The 21,281-nt window shown below is 60.6% G+C and carries 25 protein-coding genes and 1 pseudogene; 11 read left to right on the top strand and 15 right to left on the bottom strand.

The window, feature by feature from the left end; genetic code table 11:
* The first annotated feature begins 133 nt into the window (after positions 1-133).
* The 5 genes from AC0J5Z_RS21960 to AC0J5Z_RS21940 all read left to right on the top strand — a co-directional run bounded on the left by AC0J5Z_RS21960 (position 134) and on the right by AC0J5Z_RS21940 (position 4,563).
* The gene (locus AC0J5Z_RS21960; RefSeq protein ID WP_475036511.1) at positions 134-751 is read left to right on the top strand and encodes a TetR family transcriptional regulator; all 618 of its coding nucleotides are present in this window, start codon (positions 134-136) and stop codon (positions 749-751) included.
* Between the two features lie 199 nt (positions 752-950).
* The gene (locus AC0J5Z_RS21955; protein WP_475036510.1) at positions 951-1,445 is read left to right on the top strand and encodes an FBP domain-containing protein; all 495 of its coding nucleotides are present in this window, start codon (positions 951-953) and stop codon (positions 1,443-1,445) included.
* Positions 1,446-2,035: 590 nt separating this feature from the next.
* Positions 2,036-2,617 (top strand): GNAT family N-acetyltransferase, encoded by a 582-nt coding sequence (locus tag AC0J5Z_RS21950; RefSeq protein ID WP_475036509.1) that lies wholly within the window; start codon positions 2,036-2,038, stop codon positions 2,615-2,617.
* 112 nt (positions 2,618-2,729) lie between these two features.
* Positions 2,730-3,050, top strand: coding sequence for a hypothetical protein (locus tag AC0J5Z_RS21945; protein WP_475036508.1), 321 nt, complete (start codon positions 2,730-2,732; stop codon positions 3,048-3,050).
* Between the two features lie 934 nt (positions 3,051-3,984).
* A complete protein-coding gene (locus AC0J5Z_RS21940) occupies positions 3,985-4,563 on the top strand; it encodes a hypothetical protein (RefSeq protein WP_475036507.1) in 579 nt (192 codons plus the stop codon).
* A gap of 718 nt (positions 4,564-5,281) precedes the next feature.
* On the opposite strand, the gene AC0J5Z_RS21935 is transcribed toward AC0J5Z_RS21940, so the two are convergent.
* From AC0J5Z_RS21935 to AC0J5Z_RS21920, 4 genes are all read right to left on the bottom strand, one after another.
* Entirely contained in the window at positions 5,282-5,581 is a 300-nt protein-coding gene (locus AC0J5Z_RS21935; RefSeq protein WP_475036506.1) for a DUF4193 domain-containing protein, read from the bottom strand.
* A 118-nt stretch (positions 5,582-5,699) separates the two neighbouring features.
* Complete coding sequence (locus AC0J5Z_RS21930; RefSeq protein ID WP_475036505.1) at positions 5,700-5,990, bottom strand: MarR family transcriptional regulator; 291 nt, start codon at positions 5,988-5,990, stop codon at positions 5,700-5,702.
* 212 nt (positions 5,991-6,202) lie between these two features.
* Positions 6,203-6,670, bottom strand: coding sequence for a DUF4383 domain-containing protein (locus tag AC0J5Z_RS21925; RefSeq protein WP_475036504.1), 468 nt, complete (start codon positions 6,668-6,670; stop codon positions 6,203-6,205).
* Between the two features lie 195 nt (positions 6,671-6,865).
* Entirely contained in the window at positions 6,866-7,123 is a 258-nt protein-coding gene (locus AC0J5Z_RS21920; protein ID WP_475036503.1) for a hypothetical protein, read from the bottom strand.
* Positions 7,124-7,209: 86 nt separating this feature from the next.
* Between AC0J5Z_RS21920 and AC0J5Z_RS21915 the strand changes: the two genes are divergently transcribed.
* The gene (locus AC0J5Z_RS21915; protein WP_475036502.1) at positions 7,210-7,944 is read left to right on the top strand and encodes a GAF and ANTAR domain-containing protein; all 735 of its coding nucleotides are present in this window, start codon (positions 7,210-7,212) and stop codon (positions 7,942-7,944) included.
* Positions 7,945-8,568: 624 nt separating this feature from the next.
* Here AC0J5Z_RS21915 and AC0J5Z_RS21910 read toward each other — a convergent pair.
* Positions 8,569-8,772 carry a hypothetical protein gene (locus AC0J5Z_RS21910; protein ID WP_475036501.1) on the bottom strand — a complete coding sequence of 68 codons (204 nt, stop codon included), beginning with the start codon at positions 8,770-8,772 and terminating at the stop codon, positions 8,569-8,571.
* Positions 8,773-8,842: 70 nt separating this feature from the next.
* Between AC0J5Z_RS21910 and AC0J5Z_RS21905 the strand changes: the two genes are divergently transcribed.
* Positions 8,843-9,115 carry a hypothetical protein gene (locus AC0J5Z_RS21905; RefSeq protein ID WP_475036500.1) on the top strand — a complete coding sequence of 91 codons (273 nt, stop codon included), beginning with the start codon at positions 8,843-8,845 and terminating at the stop codon, positions 9,113-9,115.
* 380 nt (positions 9,116-9,495) lie between these two features.
* Here the strand turns inward: AC0J5Z_RS21905 and AC0J5Z_RS21900 are convergent, their stop codons facing one another.
* Together AC0J5Z_RS21900 and AC0J5Z_RS21895 are read right to left on the bottom strand one after the other, a co-directional pair.
* Positions 9,496-9,687 (bottom strand): hypothetical protein, encoded by a 192-nt coding sequence (locus tag AC0J5Z_RS21900; RefSeq protein WP_475036499.1) that lies wholly within the window; start codon positions 9,685-9,687, stop codon positions 9,496-9,498.
* A 1,429-nt stretch (positions 9,688-11,116) separates the two neighbouring features.
* Positions 11,117-11,383, bottom strand: a complete 267-nt coding sequence (locus AC0J5Z_RS21895) for a hypothetical protein (RefSeq protein ID WP_475036498.1) — start codon at positions 11,381-11,383, stop codon at positions 11,117-11,119.
* Between the two features lie 578 nt (positions 11,384-11,961).
* Here AC0J5Z_RS21895 and erm point away from each other — a divergent pair.
* A complete protein-coding gene (erm, locus tag AC0J5Z_RS21890; protein WP_475036497.1) occupies positions 11,962-12,723 on the top strand; it encodes a 23S ribosomal RNA methyltransferase Erm in 762 nt (253 codons plus the stop codon).
* Positions 12,724-12,897: 174 nt separating this feature from the next.
* Here erm and AC0J5Z_RS21885 read toward each other — a convergent pair whose 3' ends face one another.
* The 4 genes from AC0J5Z_RS21885 to AC0J5Z_RS21870 all read right to left on the bottom strand — a co-directional run bounded on the left by AC0J5Z_RS21885 (position 12,898) and on the right by AC0J5Z_RS21870 (position 15,004).
* Entirely contained in the window at positions 12,898-13,278 is a 381-nt protein-coding gene (locus tag AC0J5Z_RS21885) for a nuclear transport factor 2 family protein (RefSeq protein WP_475036496.1), read from the bottom strand.
* 706 nt (positions 13,279-13,984) lie between these two features.
* On the bottom strand, positions 13,985-14,380 hold the full coding sequence (locus AC0J5Z_RS21880; protein WP_475036495.1) for a hypothetical protein: 396 nt from the start codon (positions 14,378-14,380) through the stop codon (positions 13,985-13,987).
* Positions 14,380-14,685 (bottom strand): hypothetical protein, encoded by a 306-nt coding sequence (locus AC0J5Z_RS21875; protein ID WP_475036494.1) that lies wholly within the window; start codon positions 14,683-14,685, stop codon positions 14,380-14,382. Before AC0J5Z_RS21875 ends, AC0J5Z_RS21880 begins: the two co-directional genes overlap by 1 nt.
* Positions 14,666-15,004 (bottom strand): hypothetical protein, encoded by a 339-nt coding sequence (locus AC0J5Z_RS21870; RefSeq protein ID WP_475036493.1) that lies wholly within the window; start codon positions 15,002-15,004, stop codon positions 14,666-14,668. The genes AC0J5Z_RS21875 and AC0J5Z_RS21870 overlap by 20 nt, the downstream gene beginning before the upstream one ends.
* A gap of 555 nt (positions 15,005-15,559) precedes the next feature.
* Between AC0J5Z_RS21870 and AC0J5Z_RS21865 the strand changes: the two genes are divergently transcribed.
* Positions 15,560-16,204: an ANTAR domain-containing protein gene (locus AC0J5Z_RS21865; protein ID WP_475036492.1), complete on the top strand. Its 645-nt coding sequence runs from the start codon at positions 15,560-15,562 to the stop codon at positions 16,202-16,204.
* 234 nt (positions 16,205-16,438) lie between these two features.
* Here the strand turns inward: AC0J5Z_RS21865 and AC0J5Z_RS21860 are convergent.
* The 4 genes and pseudogenes from AC0J5Z_RS21860 to AC0J5Z_RS21845 all read right to left on the bottom strand — a co-directional run.
* A pseudogene (locus AC0J5Z_RS21860) lies at positions 16,439-16,648 on the bottom strand (integrase core domain-containing protein); the annotation flags it as partial.
* A gap of 51 nt (positions 16,649-16,699) precedes the next feature.
* On the bottom strand, positions 16,700-17,878 hold the full coding sequence (locus AC0J5Z_RS21855) for a Cmx/CmrA family chloramphenicol efflux MFS transporter (RefSeq protein ID WP_475036491.1): 1,179 nt from the start codon (positions 17,876-17,878) through the stop codon (positions 16,700-16,702).
* Positions 17,879-17,899: 21 nt separating this feature from the next.
* A complete protein-coding gene (locus AC0J5Z_RS21850) occupies positions 17,900-17,953 on the bottom strand; it encodes a chloramphenicol resistance leader peptide (protein ID WP_475039834.1) in 54 nt (17 codons plus the stop codon).
* A gap of 807 nt (positions 17,954-18,760) precedes the next feature.
* Positions 18,761-18,994, bottom strand: a complete 234-nt coding sequence (locus AC0J5Z_RS21845; RefSeq protein ID WP_475036490.1) for an ATP-dependent DNA ligase — start codon at positions 18,992-18,994, stop codon at positions 18,761-18,763.
* Positions 18,995-19,304: 310 nt separating this feature from the next.
* On the opposite strand from AC0J5Z_RS21845, the gene AC0J5Z_RS21840 reads away from it, so the two are divergent.
* Together AC0J5Z_RS21840 and AC0J5Z_RS21835 are read left to right on the top strand one after the other, a co-directional pair.
* Positions 19,305-20,306: an SIS domain-containing protein gene (locus AC0J5Z_RS21840; RefSeq protein ID WP_475036489.1), complete on the top strand. Its 1,002-nt coding sequence runs from the start codon at positions 19,305-19,307 to the stop codon at positions 20,304-20,306.
* 81 nt (positions 20,307-20,387) lie between these two features.
* Positions 20,388-21,266 (top strand): PfkB family carbohydrate kinase, encoded by an 879-nt coding sequence (locus AC0J5Z_RS21835; RefSeq protein ID WP_475036488.1) that lies wholly within the window; start codon positions 20,388-20,390, stop codon positions 21,264-21,266.
* Positions 21,267-21,281: the final 15 nt, after the last annotated feature.

Raw genomic sequence — 21,281 nt, 5'->3', positions numbered from 1 at the left:
TGACCGCTGTCAACTATAGTGCAGTGACTGCACATTGCAATTCACTGCACTTTCGATTGGTCTGCGATTCCCGTAATCCGGGGTTCTTGGGGCATAATCGCTTGTGCAGAGTGTGCACTATTTAGGGAGTCCGGTGGCAGTACCAGCTATGAATCGTGGAGAGCGCAAGAGGGAAGACACGTATCGGCGTATTGAGCACGCTGCAGTGTCCCTCTGCATCGAACGTGGGTTCGGGAACCTTGTGGTGGACAACATCTGCGACGCAGCCCTGATATCGCCCCGTACCTTTTTCAAGTACTTCGGGACTAAGGAAATTGCTGTGATCGGCGCTCCGCCGCCGCCGCCACCGGAAGAGGACATTCGGGGATTCATTACCGGTTCAACGTCCGATCACGTCGCTGACCTGGTCAGACTGATCAGCACCCCTCTCCTCCGCCAATCTCCGGATGAAGAACTGGACGCGCTGCGACGTGAGGTGCTCCGCCAATCACCGGAGTTGCTCAACCGTAAGCTGGCGCAGCTGATGGAGCAAGAGACGACGATCGCCGAGTTGGTTGCCCGGCGGCTTGCTCACCAGGGCATGGGCTCCGTCTCAGCTCAGTCGTTGAAGGACGAAGCTGCCTTGATCACGGGGCTGGCGCTGGCGGTCATCCGGTTTATTGCGTACAAATCCGTCCATGCGAACGTTCCCGTGGATGACCGTCGTCTCGTCGCCGACACCATAGATGCTCTCCAACGCGTAATGCGGTAACTGCCGCGCGACCGGTGAATGGGGCCCTGCGCGGTTCCGGCCAAGAGGGCCTGGCCCCTGTTGGCACGTACTGCTCTCGCTACTCGAGCCAGACCACACCTTCTACATTCCCGGCATGGGTAAGCCCCGGCCAATTTCCTTACAAGCACGACCTCTGGAGGCGGGATCCAAGGGTCTTTGAACTGCGAAAGGCAACATCATGGAAAGCGTTTCAGCTCAACAAATACGATCCTCCTTCATCAACGCCAGCCGCTCCGAGGCGGCAAAGCTCACTTTGCCGAAAGACTTCGATTCGCTCGACTGGGCGACCCTTGATTTCCTGGGTTGGCGGGACGAGAAGATGCCCCAGCGCGGGTACCTCGTCGTTCCCTCCGCAAAGGGTCTCACGGGCATCATGCTCCGCGCCCCGGAAGGTGGGGCACGAAAGAACCGGTCTGTCTCATGTGAACTGTGCAGGGATGTCTTTTCCAAAGAAGACGTCCTGTTGTGGGTGGCCAAACGTGCCGGTCAGTCCGGGAAGAACGGCAACACCGTCGGAACCCTGATCTGTGCAGAATTCCTATGTTCCGGGAATGTTCGACGGGAACCGCCCGCTAGCGAAATCCACCCGGACCCCTCGGCGGTCGTCCAGCAACAAATTGAGGGCCTAAAGGCAAGAACGGAACGCTTCCTGCAGCGGGTCGCAGCCAAATAGGATTCCAAATCCAGGCGCCGCTGACCTCCACGATGTACCCAGCAGAGCTCCACCGTGATCCGGAGCTGCGGGCCGCCGCTTATGTTTTGGTGGCCCTCGAGGAACCGGCCAGCGATGTGGAACATCGCTTCTACGACTCGGCCACATCCCTGAATGCAGGCGGACCGTCGGGGGTAATACTCCGGTCCGTTACCAACCAGGAGCTGCCCCCGGAAATCCCACAAGGCCCGACTGTCCTATGGACTTCACAAACTGCGAAGCGAGGATCATCACGCAGTACAGGATCGGGCGCGAGCCAATGCTCTCATCGTCACGGACTAGTTAGAGCGTCTTCCCGGAAGGCGGCGCTCCAGATTCCCAAACAAAGCCCGCCTTGATCGCATGTGAAGTCCCCAAGCACGGTGTCCTGGTTCCAAGGAAGGGCAACGGTTTGATTCCGGCGTTGGTTTGCTTCCGCAGGAGCTCGGGGGTGTATCGACCCTTCACTGCCTGTATCTCAAGGTGCTTGGCAGATGGACTTTATTCGACCATGCGTGGAAGGCTTGACGGGCTGCGGGATCCGCGGTCCCTCTTCCGTAGGAGCACTTCTCATGACAGATTTGGTTCGTCGAGCAACCGCCGCAGACCTCGGGGCTGCGGCCCGCGTCCTTGGCCTTGCCTTTCAGTTTTACCCTTGGACGAGATGGTCGATCCCCGAAGACGGTTATGAGCAGAGACTCGAACGGCTACAGTACCTCTACGTCGGACATGCGCTTGCCCATGGATTGGTCTTGGTCGATAAACAACTGCGCTCCGTCGCTGCATTCCTTCCGCCCGATGCACCCGAACCTGGACCCGAGATGCAGAACGAAGTCGTGGAACTGTTAGGTTCCCGCGTGACCGCGTTGGCTGACCTGCGCTTGCCCCAGCCAACGGTGCCGGCGTGGAATTTGGCAACCGTGGGAGTCGACCCAGCTCATCAAGGTAGAGGGCTAGGTACGGCCGTGGCCTCAGAGGGTCTCACACGTATAGATCAAGAGGCAGGCGCCGTGGTGCTTGAAACCTCGGACGAACGTAACGTGAGGCTTTACGGACGCCTTGGTTTCCTTGTAACAGATACGACCGTGATACCGGATGGACCCACGGTCTATTCAATGAGCCGGGCACCAAACAGCTCAAGCGTCCTTGATTAGGCGAGGAAGCCTTGGTCATCACGATCGGCCGGCAACAGGCCCGCACTCTTACGGAATCAAATCTCCGTCCACTCGCTGTAGCCTTGCAGCCGCGGGCGCTATAGCAATCTCAATGCTGGCCACAGCACCCATGGCATCCGCCAGTGCAGGGGCGTCAGTGACCGGATCCTACGCCTACTACAACTCTTCCACCAACGTCCTATCGAGCCAGGACACCCGCGTGGACGGCGTCTCATCTGTAGCGCAGCTCAGGTACGTTTCGAACGGGACTACCTACATCGCGACGCTGACCAACAGCAACGGAAGCGGCACTCAGAGCCAAGCGCAAGGCAGCGGACTGCGTGGTACCGTGTACGTCCGGGCATGCCTGAATAACCGAAGCGCCGGCACCGGCATCTACGGTTGCTCAGGGTGGGTCGCCACAGCCGCTTAGGAACGCGTCCTTTTCTTTGACGGCCAACCATGGTCGGTACGGCTTCCCGTTCGCTCCAAGGATGGGAATGTCGAGCTCGGTGGGGTCGACTTTGCCGGATCTCGTAAGGCCGGCTGGGCGCGGTGACGGATGCCGAGCTCCTTCTTGTAAGCGGAGGACCTGTGACTGGCCCAGGGACTCTCGGAGCTGCTAGGTACGGAGTCAGAGCTTGGTTGCGAGTCGATCAGCACAGGTACCTAGTCCCGGATCGGCCCGTCGCTGAGCGCGGTGTATTCCTCACTGACGATCTCCTCAACCTGGCTTCGAGGCGCGTCTCGAAACGAGCGTGTTCCGCCTCCAAGGAAATGGAATGCCCTGAAGAGGAAGCGGTGATCATAGGGTGGTTGGACTGGGACGAACGAGTATCAGCTGCACTATCTCGGTCTCGCGGGTTGGGTGCCGCCGGTCGCCGGTGGAATCCTTGCCAGTGCTCCCGAGACGGGAGGACAATCTGCCTCACCGGAGTCTGTGCAGGAGGGAAGCGGGCAGCGTGGGTAGGAAAACATCGCAGGCCAGGAGCAATCCGAGGTGGGCTCGTAGAACCGAACCTCCCGCTCTGCGCCAGAGAGAAGAACCTCCACCTGGATTGTGGCGGAGGGTGTGGGTCATCATCGGCGGAGTTGCTCTTGTTGCCGGACTTGTGGCGACTGTGATTTCTCTGCTGCAGACAGTCAATGCCCGTCCCAGTGGTCTTCCCAATTTGGAACTGGAAATGGCCCGGAGCGGTGATCCGTCGTCTCACGCCTATGCGGTTCCTTTGGATGCTCCCTTTTCCGAGATGCCGACAGGGCTTGTTGCATCCCCGGATTTCACCGGGGCATTTGTTTGCGGGAAGGAACAGCTCGAATGGCTTGACCGGTATGGGAAACCGTTTGTCCGGGAACTAGCTGTCAGCATGAGAAATACGGCTGAGTCAGGAACGCTGACTCTTCGGGATTTCAAAGCCGAAGGGCGCCGCGAAAAACCGAACACGCCTCTGGTTCCCTTCTACTGCGACTTGCCGGTAGGCGGTGCCGTTTCCCAACAGCAGGGGATCCTCCCGACCGACAACCGTTCCCCGGCGTACTGGGGAGAACCGCCGGAGTATGAGCCGGACAGCCCTGCCGAAGGTGCGCCGCTGGTTTACGATCTGACCGCCGGCGAGTCGGCTCTGCTCAGCTTGAAGCCGGGACACCGCGAAGATTTCGAAGGCGTCATTAGAGTCACGGTCCTCACCGGGGACACAAAAGCCACGATCGCCATACCAGTGGAGGATTCCAGCCAGTCGGGCACAGACGAAAAAGGTGACCACGTCTTCTTCCCGAACTTCACGCTGCCCGGCGATGTTGGGATCCACATCGGGGGCGACAGTTTCGACCCCACAAGCGTCACCAAGCCGTTCTCTTGGAGAACGTCCCAGGAAGCGCCCGGACCACCAACTCGCGGTGACGCATCCGACCTCGCACGCTACCTGGCAGGGATAAAACCCAAGTAAGTTTTGGCTTGTGGGCTTCGATGGACTCGGACGCTTTCAAGGTACGCCGACGCCGGGCTGAAAGCCATGGCGAATGAGCCGGTGCCCGGTTTCCGGGAGACGGGCCTAGGACCGTCGGCGGCCGTGGCGGTGAGTCTGACGGGGACCAGCCCGCTTCGGGGATCCGTGGGGATGATGGGCTTGGGTTGGCATGGGGCAGGACTCATGCCCTCCCAGCTCGAGAAGCCAGCGGCGGCTGGGGAAGAGCTTCCAGGGAAGCTCTGTCGCCGCCGGCCTCGTCCAGTGCCCGGCACGTCTCCCTGGCCGGGAGTGCCGGCGCTAGGCAGTCGCCTACGCGGGTTCGTGACTTCGGAATCACAAGCGATCTGGGACTACCCGTACTTCCGTGACCAGTTAACCCTGCGCTGGAAACAGGAACACCAGTACTGGGTACTCGATTAAAACCAGGCTGCCCTGCAGGCCTACTGAGTTTTACTCAGGAGGCGAACTGTTAACTACCCGGTTCGACACGAAATTACGGCAGATATTCTTTACGACGTCCAAGCGCCGCGGTCCCGCTACAAGAAATGCCAGATGGCGTATCCCCGTTACTTACACGGCGCGGCTGCGCCCACACCCAGCAGAGCCGCAGCTTCTCCGACAAATTCCGAAGGAAGACGCATCACAGGAGAATCCGGCGTATGGACCCGGAAAAGGAACGTTCACCCATGGCCCAGGTTCAGGCTTCGCAATCGCTGCAGTAGAGCAGGCCGTCCTGCTCCCTCGCGATCTGGGAACGATGATGGACCAGGAAACACGAGGAGCAGGTGAATTCGTCGGCGCCTGCCGGGACGACCTGAACGACCAGCTCTTCGGCGATGATTTCCCCGGCCGGGGCCCCGGTGCTGGGTTCATCGCTTTCTTCGACCTCCAGGACCGCACTCATCGCGGTGGGGGCGCTGGCTGCCTGCAGAGCCTCCAGGGACTGCTCCTGAGCTTCCTTGACCTCTGGACGCAGGTCGTCGTAATCGGTGGCCACAGCTGTCCTCCTCCCCGAAATCATCAGAACCCGTCACGGCTTCCGGACCCATGATAGGCCTTACCGCTTCTTCTGATAGGCCATAGCCGTCAGTGGTCGCGTTCGCGGGCTACGTTGTTTAGCGGTCTTTTGGTGCCTTGAGAACGATGCTTTCCAGCTCGTCCCGCAGTCCGCCGGGATCGACGTCAAAGTCTGCTAGAACATCACGTTCGAGGGCGTGGGCCTCCTGAAGCAGCTGTCTGCCTGTGTCCGTGATGGAAACGTATTGGCTGCGACGGTTCCCGGGGGTGCGTCGGCGATCTACATAGCCTTGGGATTCGAGTTTGTGCAGTGTCGGGCCCAAAGTCTGGCCCCGCACACGGATAACTTCGGCGAGGCCTGTTTGGGTGATGGGGCCCGTGGCCGCCACCGCGTCGAGGGCAATGACTGCCGGGTACGTTAGTCCCAGGCTGCGTAGCTTTTCGTTCCATCCTTGCTCGACGGGCGGGCGGCTGTAGAGAGCAGCGGGCTGGTAGGCCAGCGCTTTACATCAGGCATCCGCGCGTCCGGATTTGGTCGGGATGGCCTCAGCACTGCTGGGAACGGACCGCCGCCCCCGGAGTCTCTGCTGAAGGATGGATCTCACCGGCCGGTTGTGGTTGCAGGTCGTCCTGTAGTTGTCCGTCGGCTAAGGGCCAAGCCCAGGACAAGCATTCCGACACCCAGGATCAGGTGAAGCCAGTTGTCGGCGTTGTTGACCGGGACGAAGTTTGCGGTGGATTCCTGGTCGATGAGCAGGCCATAGATCCACAGCACCAGGTACACGGCCCCGCCCCCGATGAGGTAGTTACGGGCCTGGCCCGCGGTGCGGGCCATCAGAATACCCGCGACGCCGAAGAGCAGGTGCACGATGTTATGCAGGATTGAGACTTGGAAAATCCCGAGCAGCAGGGCATCGGAAGTGTGGCCGGCGAACGACAGGGTCTCGTAGTTTGAGGTGATCCCCGGGATGAAGCCAAGGACCCCTACGAGGAGAAAGACCGCTCCTACTATCTGCGCTGCTCGCTGTATTGTTGTGCGGTTCCGGGCGGGGTTATGGGTAGGGGTCATTTGTTCTCCTCAGTCGCACATGCTTTTATCCGAATGAAGCCTCGGGACGGTCCCGATCTACGAGAATCATAAGGTTACTTAGCACTATTTGCCAGCACCTTTGGTTGGCTTTAGGTGTTCCCACCTCGGCTCACGTGTTGACCTTTTCCGAGGGGCTTTCCCTTTTCCTTGGTTGCGGCGGTGGTTGAACCGATGTTAGGAGCTTGAACCGGCGTCCAAGTCTTCGATGGCCCAAGCGATGAGTTTGAGATCGTAGGGAGGGGGTTTCAGTGCTTCGTGGACGTAAGCGTCGAATTCGAACTCGGTGACACTTCCGCCTTGGCCCCAGTACCTGAGCCAGAGGCGTTCGAGGGTAATGGCCTCCCTCTTGAGGAGCTCTCGTGCTGTTTGTCGTGGGTCGTTCATGTCCTGGGTATCCCAAGTGCTGTTGACGGGTTCCTGTGAGTAGCTCATCAGCCTCCTTATTAATTAAGTTACAGGGCAGCTACTTACCCTGACTACGGGAACGAGGCCGCAGGGCGGGACCTACTATGGTGCTTATGGAACCCCCAGTACACGCCGAACACATCCTGAACCTCCATGAGCTGGTGGCCGAGTCAGCGGACATCACATCCATTCTGGAAGGCGTGACTGGTTTCGCGTCCAAAGCGATGAGCCAGGCGGCGGGTGCGCCGATCGATTGCGCGTTGACGTTGCGTCGCCGTAAGCGCACTGCCACCGTCGCGGGCAGCAGCGACAAGGCCGTGCTCCTTGACCGCGTGGAGCAAGGCCTCGGACAGGGTCCGTGTCTGGACGCCCTGGACCTGGGCCGGCCGGTGCTGCTCGCTGACGTGGACACTGATACCTCTTGGCCGGAATACAGCCGTGTCCTGGCTATCGAAGGCTGCCATAGTGCCTTGGGTGTTCCGATGGACCTGGGCGAAACGTCCGAGGCGGTGCTGAACTTTTTCGCCCCACAAGCGGGGCTTTTTACCCCTGCGGTGATCGGTGAGGCTGCCGCGTTCGCGGACGTCGCCGGCAGTACCTTGCGCTTGGCGATCCGGATCGAAACCGTTGAACAGCTCAACACTGACCTGAAAACGGCCATGGCCACCAGAACTGTTATTGACCTTGCGTGCGGGATGATCATGGCCCAGAACCGTTGCTCCCAGGAAGAGGCTTTCAAGATTCTGAACAAGGCCTCCAGTTACCGGAACGAAAAAGTCCACTCGGTCGCCGCGGACATGATCGCCCACCTCAGCGGAAGCCAGCCCACCGCGCATTTCGAGGACTGAAACCCTCAGGGGACTCCAACCCCCAACAGGCCCGGGCTGCTGATCTTACGGGGCATCGTTCCCGAAGGAGGGTCCTCCGGCCTGGGGGACGGAAAGGACAGGGGCTTCAGTCCCTACCCGTAAACCACCGGTCCGGGGGACTGGGGCCCGCCCAGTTCCAGGTCCTCCAGGGCCCAGGCGAGGACGTTCAGATCAAAGGAATCGGACCATTGCGGGGCGGTGAGATAGACGCCGAGCTCGGCTTCGTTGGCCCAACCCCCGTTGGCCCACCACTGGATCCAGAGTTCATCCAGGGTGATGGTGTGGTCCGCGATCAGGGTCTGTGCTGTCCGGCGTGGATCGTGGATGGAGGCCTCATCTAACGGCGGGAATCAATCCGCCAAGTGGTTAGCGCCCCGGTATAGACACTCTTGCAGCATGACAGAGAACCAGAGCAAATAGATACACAAGCTCCCCGCAGGTGTCCCAGTACCAAGGAAATGGTAGGCCCGGGACAGTCACTAACGGCCGTCTCTGATCTTGAAACAACCTCGCGATTCTCCTTAGAACGGACTGGCATAAGGAACCCCAGTGCCAACCAGCACGGTCCTGTGGTCGCGGGACCGTGTGGCTTTCGGCGGGCATTCACTCGGTGTTCTCCAGGTCTTCCAAGGCCAGGCTAAGGCTTTGGAGCTGCAGGGGTGTTGGTTCCTGTACCTCATAAAGGTAGGCATCAAGGTCGAAGACCGTGCCGGTGCCGCCGTGGGTCCAGTATTTGACCCATAGCCGGTTCAGGGTGATGGTTTCCTGTTCGATGAGGTGCCGCGCTCGTTGTCGTGGGTCATTCATGGCTACTGTCCGTTGCCTGTGAAGCCTTCCTGCGGCGCCCAGTGTTCAGGCTCCTACTGGAGAATTTATCGTGACGGTCGCCCCCGAACAATGGAAAACAGCACGCATGTACCGGGAACGCGCGGTGGTGGGATCATGGGACATGGGCCAGAAACCATCAGAGGGCACCGAGCCTGAGAATCATCCCGTAGCTGCCAAGCGGGAAGCACGGCCGAGCATCCCACGGCACAATCCGGCGACTCAGCAGATGCTGGTCGTGGGCAAACGCCGGGAAGAAGCCGAAGCCAAACTTCAGCAGCGCCTCCTGAATCTCACAAGGGGTCCGGAAACCCCTGCTGATTGACTCACTTCTGTATTACTGACCCTCACGCCAGGGCGTGGCAAGGATCGTGATGCCCTCTTCGCCCGCGAAGAGCGGTCCATCGCAGGCTAGCTGGTGAAGATCATGTGAATGGAGCTCGACGCAAGATCAGCCACGTTGCGGCAGGAATCAGGTTAGCGGGTGTCCCACCAAAAGAAGTGCCGTTTCCAAGGAAGTGGGACAGCCTTTTCGAGCGGGGCTGACGATCGGGGAGTAGGGAAACGGTGATTCAGTTTCGTGTGGAGGAAGCGAGTGGCGGCGAACAGGGTGACGATGATCAAGAACAAGACGATTAGTGCCAGTGGTGTCCGGATCGGTCTGTCGAATCAGAGGTTGGGTCCTTCTCTATCTTCAGCCGGTAGTTACAGTTCCAGAACGCCGAAGACCAGCAAGGTAAGCCCTGCAACCCCGACGGCTAACGCGGCGATAATCGATGCCTTGTACTGAAACGCGTAGGACTTGAACCTACCGTTGCCCGAAGACGCTTTCCAAGCATCTTCCCCGGAGCGAGCCAGGGATTTACGCATGAGGTACAGCACTGCGGCGGTTACCACCAGAAATGCACCAGCGACTAGTAGGAACGGTCCCGTGACACCTGGCCCCAGGTCATCGCGACGCCACCGCTGACAGCACGGCAATTACAGCTGCCGCCGCTAAGAGGAGCACGCTGAATAGCACTCCGAACTTCTCTGCAGCTTTGACTCGATCCTCTTGAATCTCCGTTTGCTCGCCACCGCCAAAGACGCTTGAGATGAACTGTACCTGCCGCTGCGCAATCCACTTTCTGAATAAGAGCCACCTTTCCTCTCTGTCTTTCACGCCGCGCGGCCGATACCGCCGCTAGCACGACGACCGGAATCAAATCCTCAGGTGCCAAAACGTATCGACCCCCCATTAGCAAGCCCGACCACGAACAGGATCAGCCCAGTAAGAAGGAATAGCGATACGAAAATGGCGGCATAAGCTCGCTGGAAGCGGTCATGCTTGGACGAATCGCTATTTGGATTTCTTGCTAGATAGCGCTTAGTGAGCACGGGCAGAATAAGTCTAGCCATCGCAAGGATGATGAGACCCTGACAAAGATGAGTAGCCCGGCTGTAGTCATACTTTCTTTCCTAGAGACTTTTAACTCTCGTGCTGTTATCCCACTCCTAAGGAAGCGGGACGATCGCGGGCGAACTGCGTCGGCCTGTAGCAGAGCAGGAATGGTTGGGCACGTGTCGGCTAAGGACTTTCCCGGCTTTTACGCAGTCCCATCATTCTGACTCCTTTGTGAACCGCTGACTCTCGTCAGGTCCGGAACCCCTCCTCTTTCCCAACCACTCCTCGCGGTACTTATCAGTTTCCCGTGCGCTCCTATTTCCGGCACGGACTCCGATCCATGTCCCCAAACCTGTTCCTGAAGCAATGATCGCGCCGAGAGCCCATTCCCAACCGGCTACTACACCCACGAGGACTGCGATCAACACGGCACTCCCGACACCCAAAAGGATCTTTTTACTTTGGTTGGTCAAAACGAAAACAGCCTCCTAAGCCGCCAAGAATCTTCAGTCCCGCCGACAACCGCTATGCCCTGCGCCGCTACGGCCCGCGCAGGCGGTCGCTTCTCCGCTCTTGCACGGATCCTGGGCGCGTCGACGAGCCCGATGGCAGCCCAAGTTCATGGGCATACTGCGGTTTACAATTCCGACAGCCAGAAAGACAAGTATCGGTAGGAAGACGTCTACTCATCATTTGGGTTGGGGGGCTTTGACCTGCTGCGCGAGAGTAAATCGTTCATCGCTTGCTGGTTGTCCCGTGCCTTCGAACCACCCCCATTGGACAGCGAAATTTGCGGCAACCACCACTCCGACGACCACCATCAACGCAGGCCAAATGTCCGTTGATCCTGACAAAATCCATACTGCGATAGCGATGCATATGAGCAGAAGAACGGTGGAAAGCAACCATTTCATCTTCATCTTTACCCCCTGTAACTTGTCCCTAGATGTACTTCGACCATCCCGCGATCTGTTGCAGGTATGCACCCCTTGCTCCGCCGGCAGCGCCTGTAACGGCTCCCGAGAAGAACCCTCCTAAAGCTGCGCCGCTAAGCTCCTCCTGGCTCTCTCCGTCGATCTTAGCCCCCACCGCTTGGCCGGTGAGCCCTCCGACAGCTCCGGAGAAAGCCCCAAAACCAACGGCCACTCCTACGGCGCATCCTGCACCAAATGTGGCGGCGCATCCAAGTGCGATACTCCCAGCTGTCACGCCGATTCCTATCGCCGAACCCACCGCCTCACCCGTGGTTAGCAGACCGGATGCATCTGTATTTGAGATCGGCGCCTGCGTAGAGGTAGCGGTTCTGTTCTTGGTCGGATGGGTCGGGTTGGGTGAATCGTCCGGTGGTGGGGTCGGAGCAGTTTCCCCATGGGCACTTAGCGGTGAGTGGTTCAAGGTCAGGGAAACGCGTGCGGTGTTCGGAGGAGATGTCTGCTTCTGCGCGGATCAATGGTGCTTCTTCGTCGTGCGTTCTGGTGCCACGGTGCTGCCTCTCGGTCGGGGTAACCGAGAGGCCTGCGGCACAACCAGCCGACCTTAGCCGAGCGAGCCACGGCATGCGCAAGGTAGGATTGCGGGCATGGGTAGTTTGATTTGCGTGTCCGCTGTGACGTACACGCGCGCTGTTCGCGACCGCCGCGCCTGACGGCGCGCGTCGATGAACGCTTCGCGCGTCGTCCATCTGAGAGACCATCTGCGTCTCGGAACGGCGATATCGCGTACCCATTTCGGTTTCACTATCTGCCTGATTTCGGGGCGCTCCACCTTTCTTTTCTTGGAGCGCGCTCATGCCTCGTTCATCCCATGGCGGCCGACACGAACTCGGCCAGAACTTTCTCACACACATACCTACCATCGGCCAGGTCACGAAGCTGGTCGCAGCCACGCACGGACCAATACTCGAGCTCGGGGCCGGTGACGGTGCCCTCACTCGACCTCTCGCCACCCTCGGCAGGGCACTCACAGCGATCGATCTCGACGAGCACCGGACCGCGCCCCTGCAACGTGCCCTTCCCGGTGTGACTGTCGAGCACGCCGACGCGATGACCTACCCGCTGACGCACCAGGTCGTGGTGGGGAACATCCCCTTCCATCTCACAACCCCTATCCTGCGACGCCTGCTCACTAAGGGTTCTTGGCAGCAGGCGGTGTTACTCACCCAGTGGGAGGTCGCGCGGAAACGGTGCGGCGTGGGCGGATCGACGATGCTGACCGCGCAGACCGCCCCGTGGTTCACCTTCACCCTTCATGGACGGGTGCCCTCGTGGGGATTCAGGCCGCGTCCCAGCGTTGACGGCGGCATCATTCAGATCACCCGCCGCGCCGAATCCCTCATTCCTTTGAGACAGCGCGCTGTCTACGAGCGATTCGTGCAAGCGGTGTTCATCGGCCGCGGCGGGAGTCTCGACCGCATCGTCGCGCATGCCGCCCGCACTGATCGCGGCCGCGTCACGCAACTGCTGAGACTCGGAGGGGTCGATACGCGAGCACTGCCCAAGGCTCTGACACCTGAGCAGTGGGCCGGACTCTGGAATGGGCTCCACCAGTGAGCACATTCCAGAGTCCGGGGCGCATGGTGGCGCGTCGGGCAGTTACTCCCTCGCTGTCCTGGGACGTGCATGACCTTGCATGCGCCGGTTTTTCCTGCCGCTGCGACGGTCTGGACCCCGGCGGAACCCGCGCTTCATTCGATAAGCGAGCACCGTTGGTGTCGGTCGGAGTTCTCAGTCGAGTACGGCGACGGAGCCGGCGAGTACTTGCCAGCGTCCGTCAATGATCCTCCATTCCCGGTGCCAGAGGAGCTGGATCTCGATCTGTGATCCGTGGGTGTGCAGCACAGCGCTGGCAGTGGTGTCTGTTGTGCCGCTGCCGTCGGCTTCGAGGGTGCGCCGGTTGGTTTCCTCGATTCGGTCGAAGTTGGTGGCCCCAGTGCGGTGTGCTTCCAGATCTGCCTTCTTGGTGAGGACGGTGCCGGCAGGGTCGATGAACTTCAGGTCATCGGAGATGAGCCGATCCAACGCTTCGAGGTCACTGGCTCGCATGGCATCCAGGAGTTCGTCTTCGGCGGCATCGATGGTGCGGCCAGCATTGTCGTGGGTGGTCACATCGAAACACTAGCAGCGGGTTAAGGGCTGGTGCGGTTCTGCCCCTTGCTCTGTATGACGTTGAGGTCTATCGCAGGGAGCGTCTTACAACGAGGGCGAGCCTCGCTATGCCCCTATCCGAGCAGGACCTCGCGCATCAGGAAATCAAAGCTGGCGACGCCATGGTACCCCGAACGCCCTGGGGGCAGGTTTCTTCCCTGGATACTAACCCGGCAGTGATGGTCCAACGGCCCGAGCCATACTCAGCGTGGGTGAATCCTGTTAGGGATCTCAACGCTATGCGACGCCACGTCAGCCAGGTCATCGCTCCCATTCTGCTGACCGGGCTGGAAGTGCCAAGAGGCCTACCTCCCGTCATCGACATGGGAGATAACGGGTTGTCGAACGGGGAACGATTGGCCGCTGCCGGGTGGGACGACGCTGCGTCAAGATTGGCGGGCATCCTTCAGGCCAGATACCAGGAAGCCTTGAAGCGGGAGCCGCGGTTCCCTCCGATCAGGGACTGTGCCGAGGAACATCCACACGTCCGCTGAGGACGGAGCCGACGCCGTCTGCTAACCGGTGCGGATTGCGATGGCTTTGGAGCCTTCCGGGATCAGCGCTTCGGCTGCTGCTTTGGCCTTTTCGTAGGTCGCGCCATCGGCGTCGACGTGGCTTAGTTCGCGTTGCCGGACTCTACGGTCAGGGTCACTTTCACTCCCATGTCTTAGGCTGCCGTCTCCGTGAAGGTCTGTTCCAGGAGTGCGAGCAACACCGACGCCTTGCTGCTGCGACGGAGGTCCACGGGCCGGGATCCCAGGGCAGGGGAGGGGACCATCATCCAGAGTGCGAGGTAGTTGTGGGGGATCCGCAGCTCCATGGCCCGTTCGAAGAGTTCCACCACCACCGGCTCCAGAGTCAGATCAGGCCGGAACTGATAACCAGGGCAATACGTCCCCCCGTCCAGGAAGATCCGGACCACCTGCCGCATCACTGGTTCGGGATCCTCACGCACGGCAGAGATTCTTTCGCGGACCTGTTCCAGACTGGGCAGGTGGAACTCGTTGCGGATCCGCTCCCACAACTGCTCGGGGACAGGGGAGCGGTATAGGTTAGCCGGCATTAGTTGATGGATTCCAGCAGCCATCCGTCGGCCGCGGGATCGAGGCGCAGCAGAAAGGTCCGCAGGGCCGAATTCGCGGAAAGCTTGACCTGCACCCTCCAGAACTCGATGTCCACGATGTTCCCGACGCCTACCGGGGCGGTCTGTCGCCGTTCCCACCAGGAGTCCCGTTCGAACCAGTGCACCGGTTCTTCGGTGATGACCCAGAGCCGGCCGTCATGCCTGACGGCCAGCGGCCGGCCTGTTGGGCTGAACCGGACATCGACAGGGGTGTTGAGGGTGGTTTCATTCGCTGTTGCTGTCACGGTTTACGCGCTCTCCTAGATTCCTGCTCATTGCTTCTCCGCGACGGGTCACCGCCGAGGCCCACACCCACGTCCGGTACGTCAACGGCCCGTCCTTCCATGTCACTTCCGCCGCCCGTTCCGTCCAGGCGAATACTTCGCCTTCCACGAGCTCGGCGCAGTTCGGGAACCGCAGCCAGGCACGAACCGGGATCCCCGGGTACCCGTTACGCAGAGGGAAGTTCTTGAAATCAAGCTCTTCCAGGGTGAGCCCGAACGGCTGCGCACGCTTGGAATATCTCGCGTGCAGTGCCTTGGCTTGATCCGGATTCACTACCACACCACTAGAATATATGTTCGAATCGACACGGTAGAAAAAGCGGCCGGGTGGCCGCCGGAATAAGTGTGGCAGGGGGCAGTGACAAGTTAGCTTCGCTGCGCTTTGCTGCGCTTTGCTGCCTCCCGGCAGGTGACGGGCTCTATGCTTAGGCATGCATCCGTTGGCGTCGTTGGGCTTGGTGTTACTGCTCGCCGTGGTGTGGGTGGGGACAACCTTGTCACTGCTGTGGGCCCTTGATCGGCGTGAGCGAAAGATCATGAGGCAGGCCCGGAAAGCGGCCAGACGCGTACTAGCAAGTAGCCGGGCATCGAAGCGCGCTCAAAAGTGAGTACCGGGTACTCGTGCGCGCGGTGCGGGCGGGGGCTTTACTGATGTCAGCGGCACTGCTGGTATCCCGGTTGGACGAGTTCTCCACGTCCCTTGACCGGGAGTGTATCTGCGGTGCGGCCGGGAGGCCCGGGCGGCGTCACAGAAGCGGCGCCCGGACAGCTTCCCATAGTCAGGTCCGGGACACGCCGCCCACGGCGGGCTCCGGGCATCGCCGGAGGAGGGGTGATGTCGGGTCTGAACTTCCTCGACAACGTCGCGGCTGCCAGCGAACCATGGCAGACCTTCCTCGTGGGGGTCTTCCACTATGACGGCCGGAGGATGCGCTGGTCGGAAGAGACCTACAAGCTGTACGGTTTCGCGCCAAGGGAGGTAGTTCCGACCCCTGTGCTGATGCTTTCCCACGTCCACGCCCTCGATAGGGTGGCCGTTGAGCGGCTATGGATGCACGCCAGTCTCGGCGCGGCGCAGTTCTGCGCAGCATTCCGCCTCATCGACACCTTGGCCTTGGAGCACCGGGTCCTGATGTACGGCCAGGGACTGCGCCCGACCCAAAGCGGTCCCACGATTCTGCAGGGCTGCCTGTTCGACCTGACCGAGCTGTTTGAAAGGGAAATCCGAAAAACCACCCACGAGGCTGTTCTGCGGGCAACCCGCACCCATGAGTCCGTCGACAAAGCCGTCGGCATTCTGATGTGCCATCTCGGCATCACCGCCGAGGCCGCCCTGCGGGTCCTCATGATCGGCAGCAGCCACACCAACATCAAATTACGCGACCTCGCAGCCGAACTGGTCCAGATTTTCGAGAAGAACCCTACCGGCCATGGCATTGACGCCTTCCTCAACAGTCTCCGACCGAGGCGCGGACTCTAGAAAGTAGAACAACCAAAACGGGTGAAGACGACCCGAGGCTAGCCGCCTCCAAAGGGCTATTCGTTCAAAGCTGCTCCCGGCCACCGCTACGCCGACGGCGACCGGGCATTTTGGGTTACCGGGATTTGATGTGCGGTGGGAGTTCGACGTCGGCAGGGGTCCAGCTCCGGTCTGGCATCTGGCGGAGTCCCTTATTCGGAACCGTAGATATTCAAGCGAGCCAGTCGATGAAGATTAGCTGTGTGGTCCAAGGACGTTGTTGAGTCGGTCGAAGGGTGCGTAGCCAACCGCTGAGTGGCGTCGGTGGTGGTTGTAGAAGTGGAGCCAGCCGAGCAGAGCCTGGAGTCGCTCGGCTTCTGATCCGTGAAACCTGGCATAGGCCCATCCGTCCACGAGCGTGCGGTGGAATTGCTCGATCATCCCGTTCGTCTGCGGCCGGTAGGGGACGGGCTAACCGGAGGCGGGTACGAGGGGTGAGAAGCGCATTCGGATGAGTCATCGAGTGGCCTCCGCAGCGGTTTTCGTGAGCGCGCGCCCTGTGAGAAGCATGATGACAAGAGCGATTGCTGTCAGCGCCGAGGCTACCCAAACCGGAGCGAGCAACCCCAGCCCGCTCGCGAGCCCGAACGCACCAAGGACCGGCCCCGAGGCAGCTCCGATATTCAATGCTGCGGTTGCGTACGAACCGCCCATCGTTGGCGCACCCGACGCTGCATACAGCACACGCGTGATCAAGGTGGTGCCGACGCCGAACGACAGGAAGCCCTGAACGAGGACGAGGACGATAAGCGCAACGGGATGCGACGCGAGCGATGCCAACGCGATCCAGCCTGTCAGCAGCAGCGGTCCGCCTAGTGCGAGCACGACGCCAGGTCGTTGATCAGATAGTCGTCCGGCGATCGTGACACCAAGGAACGATCCGATGCCGAACATCACCAGCGCGACAGACACCCACCCGTCGGCCAGACCCGCGGTCTGGATCACGACGACTGCCAGGAACGTGAATGCCGCAAAAGTTCCGCCATTGATCAGCGCTCCGAGCGCCATGGCCAGGATGAGCAGCGGCATCGCCAACTGGCTGAGCTCGGCACGGAGGCTTGGCGAGGACGCGCTAGATACGGTCTGACCGGCTTTGTATGTGATGCCTCGAACGACTCCGAAGACCGCGGGAATACAGAGGATGGCGATCGCCCAGAACGTTGTTCGCCAGCCCAGCGCTGTGCCGAGCAGTGCTCCAGCGGGGACGCCCGCGACGGTTGCGATCGTCGTGCCGGAGAGCAGGATCGACAGCGCCCGCCCCTTCTGGTTCGCTGGCACAAGGGTAGTGGCCGTGCTCAGCGCTACGGCGAGGAATCCGGCGTTTGCAAGAGCGCTAAGCACCCGGGTGATAAGGAGGAGCGAGAACACGGATGTCAAGGCTCCGATGACGTGGCTTCCCGCGAACACGAGAAGGCAGACGATTAGTGTGAGCCGCGGCGGCCAGTGGCGAGCAAATGCCGCCATCACTGGCGCGCCGATGACCATGCCGGCCGCGAATGCGGAGGTCAGTAGGCCCGCAGTGCCGACCGAGACGTCAAGTTCGGTCGCTATCGCGGGGAGCAAACCCGCGAGCATGAATTCTGAAGTGCCCATGACGAAGACCGCCAAGGCGAGCATGTAGAGAGCAAAAGGCATCGAGTACTCCGAGGTGAGAGATCAAGAATTGGTTCTTCTTGTCACCACGGTCAGCGTCCCGGGTACGCCAGACACTGGCCCACACTGATTGTAGGCGTCGTAACTAGCGGTTCAACGGGCTGACGGTGTGACCGACAGCCCCTGACTTGTCTGACTCGGGACTCGACATGTCCCAAACTCTACAGTGCTCAACAGTCCTGCCCGGATACCCCAATTTGAGTTGAGCTAACACTCGGCAAAACTCCGGGGGCGCCGCAGGCTGTTGCGTTAAGTGCAACATTGAGGCGCCGCACCATCTGTGCTTTACACGGTATGGATTCCGTATCACTGCCGACGACAGAAATCCCGAGATCTAGGGCTTATTGAGAGGTGACGAGACCTTATCCGGATTCAACTCCGGACGGACCCGCACGTAGCCGACGCCATGTCTGAAAAAATTTGCCGGTCCACGCGACGGCGGCCGATATTTCAACCACGATGGGCTCCACCAGCGTCAGGTGAACCGGGCCTCTGTCTTTGCTAAATCTGTTCAGCGACGTTTCGTTGATCTCTTCCGGCCACGGTGCCCGGGCCGTGCCGGGCGGAGCTGGCTGCCCAGCTCACGCCCTACCCGCGTCGAAAGGACCGTGGAGCGGCCCACGATCCGCAGCTGCCCCTCGACCGGCAAGCCGGCGATGATCACCTGTGGCTGCGATATTGGTCCTATCACGGCCGCGCAGACCGCATCCAAAGTGGTTTTTGTCTTCAACTTCAACCAGGAGCGCAGCCCTGCCGGATAGGGCTCCGAACCGCTCTTAAAGAGCAGCCCTTCCACCCCGGAGGCGGGCAGATCCTTCAATCAGGTCTTGGCCAGTTCCATGTCGGTGGTGGTGGGGGAGAGGTTCAACGGAGCGGCCCAGCCCCGGGCCAGTTCCTCGAGCAGCTGCCGCGGCCCGTGAACGGGACCCCCCGAATGTCCTGCCGGGCAACAGCCAGCACGTCAAAGGCCACGAAGGATGCCGGCAGATCGTGGATCAGCGCCGACAGAGTCGCTCTGGAGCTGACCATGCGCCGCTGCAACGCCTCGAGGTCCAACCGGTCCCCGTTCCATACGACTGCCTCACCGTCGAGGACCACGCCGGGCGGGACCTGGGCCCGTACAGCTGCGCACAGCTGACGCCGCAGATTGTCCGCACCCGCCTGATAAGCGACCGCAACAATGCCCCGAGCTGATGAACCAGCCCAGAAGGGATCCCGCGGGCAGGATGACCTCGCTGGGGCGCCTTAACGCTTCAGTGCGCCAAGGCCACTTTCTTTCTCCCGAACAAACCACCCCAGCCCAACCTATTGACGCCCCCGATTCCCCATGACACCATGATGATCACATGTTGATACCGGTATCAACATGTTCCAACAGTCTCAGGTCGTCTTATTGAAAGGACCATCCGTGCTTGGCTTCAAAGAAGAGGAATTCCTCACGCAGACCCGCAGCGCACTGGCGTTGCAGGGGCAGATCGAATCGGTGGTTGACTCCATCCAGCAGCGGGAGCTGACCAACCTGTTCCTCATTGGCGCTGGCGGAACCTATGCCGCGATGCTGCCCTACGAGCACTTCATCAGGTCCCGCTCCACCCTGCCTGTCCGTGCGTCCATCGGCAAGGAGCTCATGCTCACGGACGACCCCACGTTCGGCCCCGGCTCCGTGGCCGTCTTTGCCTCCGTTTCGGGCACCACGGAAGACGTTATCGAGGCCATCGAGTTTGCCAAGGCCAAGGGTGCCTACACCGTTGGGTTTACAGGATTCGGGGATAGCCCCTTCGCCAAGGCCCTCGATGTCGCACTGGTGACCGAGCCTAAAACCTGGCCCTTTGATATCCCGATGATTCTCTTGAGCACCCGCCTCCTTGACGCGAGGGGCGAATTTGAAGGGTACGAGGAACTGGCTGCTGAAATGCAGACCGTTCCCGAGAGCTTGGTCGGCGTCGCCCGTCAAGCAGAATCCGTGGCGGAAGCGTTCGCCGAGAAGAACAAGGACGCTGACTACCATTTCCTTGTCGGCACCGGCAACCTGTGGGGCCTCACCTACCTCTATTCCATGTGCATCCTGGAAGAGATGCAGTGGCTCCGCACAACCCGCGTGCACGGTGCAGAGTTCTTCCACGGCTCACTGGAACTCATCGAAGAAGACACCAGCCTCATGCTGCTCCTGGGCGAGGACGAGACCCGCCCGCTGATGGACCGTGTGGCCAAGTTCGCCGAGAACTACAACAAGAACACCACCTTGCTGGACAGCAAGGACTACGAACTCCCGGGGGTTAGCCCACGATTCCGTGCCCTTCTTGCCCCGCTGATTCTGGACACGGTTCTTGACCGTTTCAGCAAGCACCTCGAACGCGTCCGCAACCACTCCCTGGACCTGCGCCGTTACTACCGGGTGGTCGAATACTGACCAACACGTCGCCCGCAAAGGCATAAGGCCGCGCTGCGGGCCCGGCTCTGCCCGGGCCCGCAGATTCGAGACAGGAAGAGCATGAAAGTAATCGGGTTCGGGGACAACATCGTGGACCGTTTTCTCGACCGCAAAGTGATGTACCCGGGGGGAAACTGCGTCAACGTCGCGGTCTTTGCCCGCCGGCTGGGCGTTGAGTCTGCCTACCTCGGCGTCTTTGGCTCGGATCCGCTGGGCGCTTTTGTCCGCGATGCCATTGATGCGGAGGGTGTTGACACCAGTCAGTGCATCATCCGCGATGGCCTCAACGGGGTCACTGAAATCAAGGTGGTGGACGGCGACCGGATCTTCCTGGGCTGGAACGAAGGAGGCGTCACCACGAGCGATCCCTTCGTGCTGCAGGATGAACACCTGAAGTACCTGGCCTCAGCCAATCTGGTGCATTCGAGCGTCTACTCTGCGTCCGAGCCCCAGTTGCCTGCCGTTCGAAGCACAGGGACGCTGCTTAGTTTTGATTACTCGTCCGAGCCGGAGCGTCGAGCAGACTCCTATCTGATGCAGACGGCGCCTTACGTGGACCTGGCGCTTTTGTCGTGCGGAAACATGACCGTTGCCGCCGTCGAAAATGACCTCAGGCGAGTCCATGCGGCGGGCGTTTCGCTTGTGGTGGGGACGCGCGGTCAGTCAGGCGCAATCATGTACGACGGCGAACGCTTCCTCACGCAGGCAGCGGCACCTACGGACCCGCTGCGGTTCGCGGACACGATGGGTTGCGGCGATGCCTTCCTGGCGGGACTCGTGGTCAGTCTGCTTGGCTCAGGCTGGAGCCGGACGTACCGGCCGCCGTCGGACGCTTTGCAGAAAGCCCTGGCCCGAGGGGCCGAGTCGGCCGCGGCCCAGTGTTATGTGGAGGGCGCCTTTGGTTACGGCAGGGCAGTCGAGGTAGCTACTAGGATCTGATGCAGAGACAAATCA

This window comes from Paenarthrobacter sp. TRD_SC_7 (genome assembly GCF_056156245.1).
This window is presented reverse-complemented; position numbering and strand designations above follow the sequence as displayed.

Bases quoted from the DNA above. Each gene is read 5' to 3' on its own strand.
- AC0J5Z_RS21945 (WP_475036508.1), top strand. From the start codon at position 2,730: ATGCTGGCCACAGCACCCATGGCATCCGCCAGTGCAGGGGCGTCAGTG.
- AC0J5Z_RS21920 (WP_475036503.1), bottom strand. From the start codon at position 7,123: ATGAGCTACTCACAGGAACCCGTCAACAGCACTTGGGATACCCAGGAC.
- AC0J5Z_RS21955 (WP_475036510.1), top strand. From the start codon at position 951: ATGGAAAGCGTTTCAGCTCAACAAATACGATCCTCCTTCATCAACGCC.
- AC0J5Z_RS21910 (WP_475036501.1), bottom strand. From the start codon at position 8,772: ATGAATGACCCACGACAACGAGCGCGGCACCTCATCGAACAGGAAACC.
- AC0J5Z_RS21855 (WP_475036491.1), bottom strand. From the start codon at position 17,878: ATGCCTTTTGCTCTCTACATGCTCGCCTTGGCGGTCTTCGTCATGGGC.
- AC0J5Z_RS21880 (WP_475036495.1), bottom strand. From the start codon at position 14,380: ATGCCGGCTAACCTATACCGCTCCCCTGTCCCCGAGCAGTTGTGGGAG.
- AC0J5Z_RS21940 (WP_475036507.1), top strand. From the start codon at position 3,985: ATGAGAAATACGGCTGAGTCAGGAACGCTGACTCTTCGGGATTTCAAA.
- erm (WP_475036497.1), top strand. From the start codon at position 11,962: ATGCCTCGTTCATCCCATGGCGGCCGACACGAACTCGGCCAGAACTTT.
- AC0J5Z_RS21925 (WP_475036504.1), bottom strand. From the start codon at position 6,670: ATGACCCCTACCCATAACCCCGCCCGGAACCGCACAACAATACAGCGA.
- AC0J5Z_RS21865 (WP_475036492.1), top strand. From the start codon at position 15,560: ATGTCGGGTCTGAACTTCCTCGACAACGTCGCGGCTGCCAGCGAACCA.
- AC0J5Z_RS21915 (WP_475036502.1), top strand. From the start codon at position 7,210: ATGGAACCCCCAGTACACGCCGAACACATCCTGAACCTCCATGAGCTG.
- AC0J5Z_RS21835 (WP_475036488.1), top strand. From the start codon at position 20,388: ATGAAAGTAATCGGGTTCGGGGACAACATCGTGGACCGTTTTCTCGAC.
- AC0J5Z_RS21950 (WP_475036509.1), top strand. From the start codon at position 2,036: ATGACAGATTTGGTTCGTCGAGCAACCGCCGCAGACCTCGGGGCTGCG.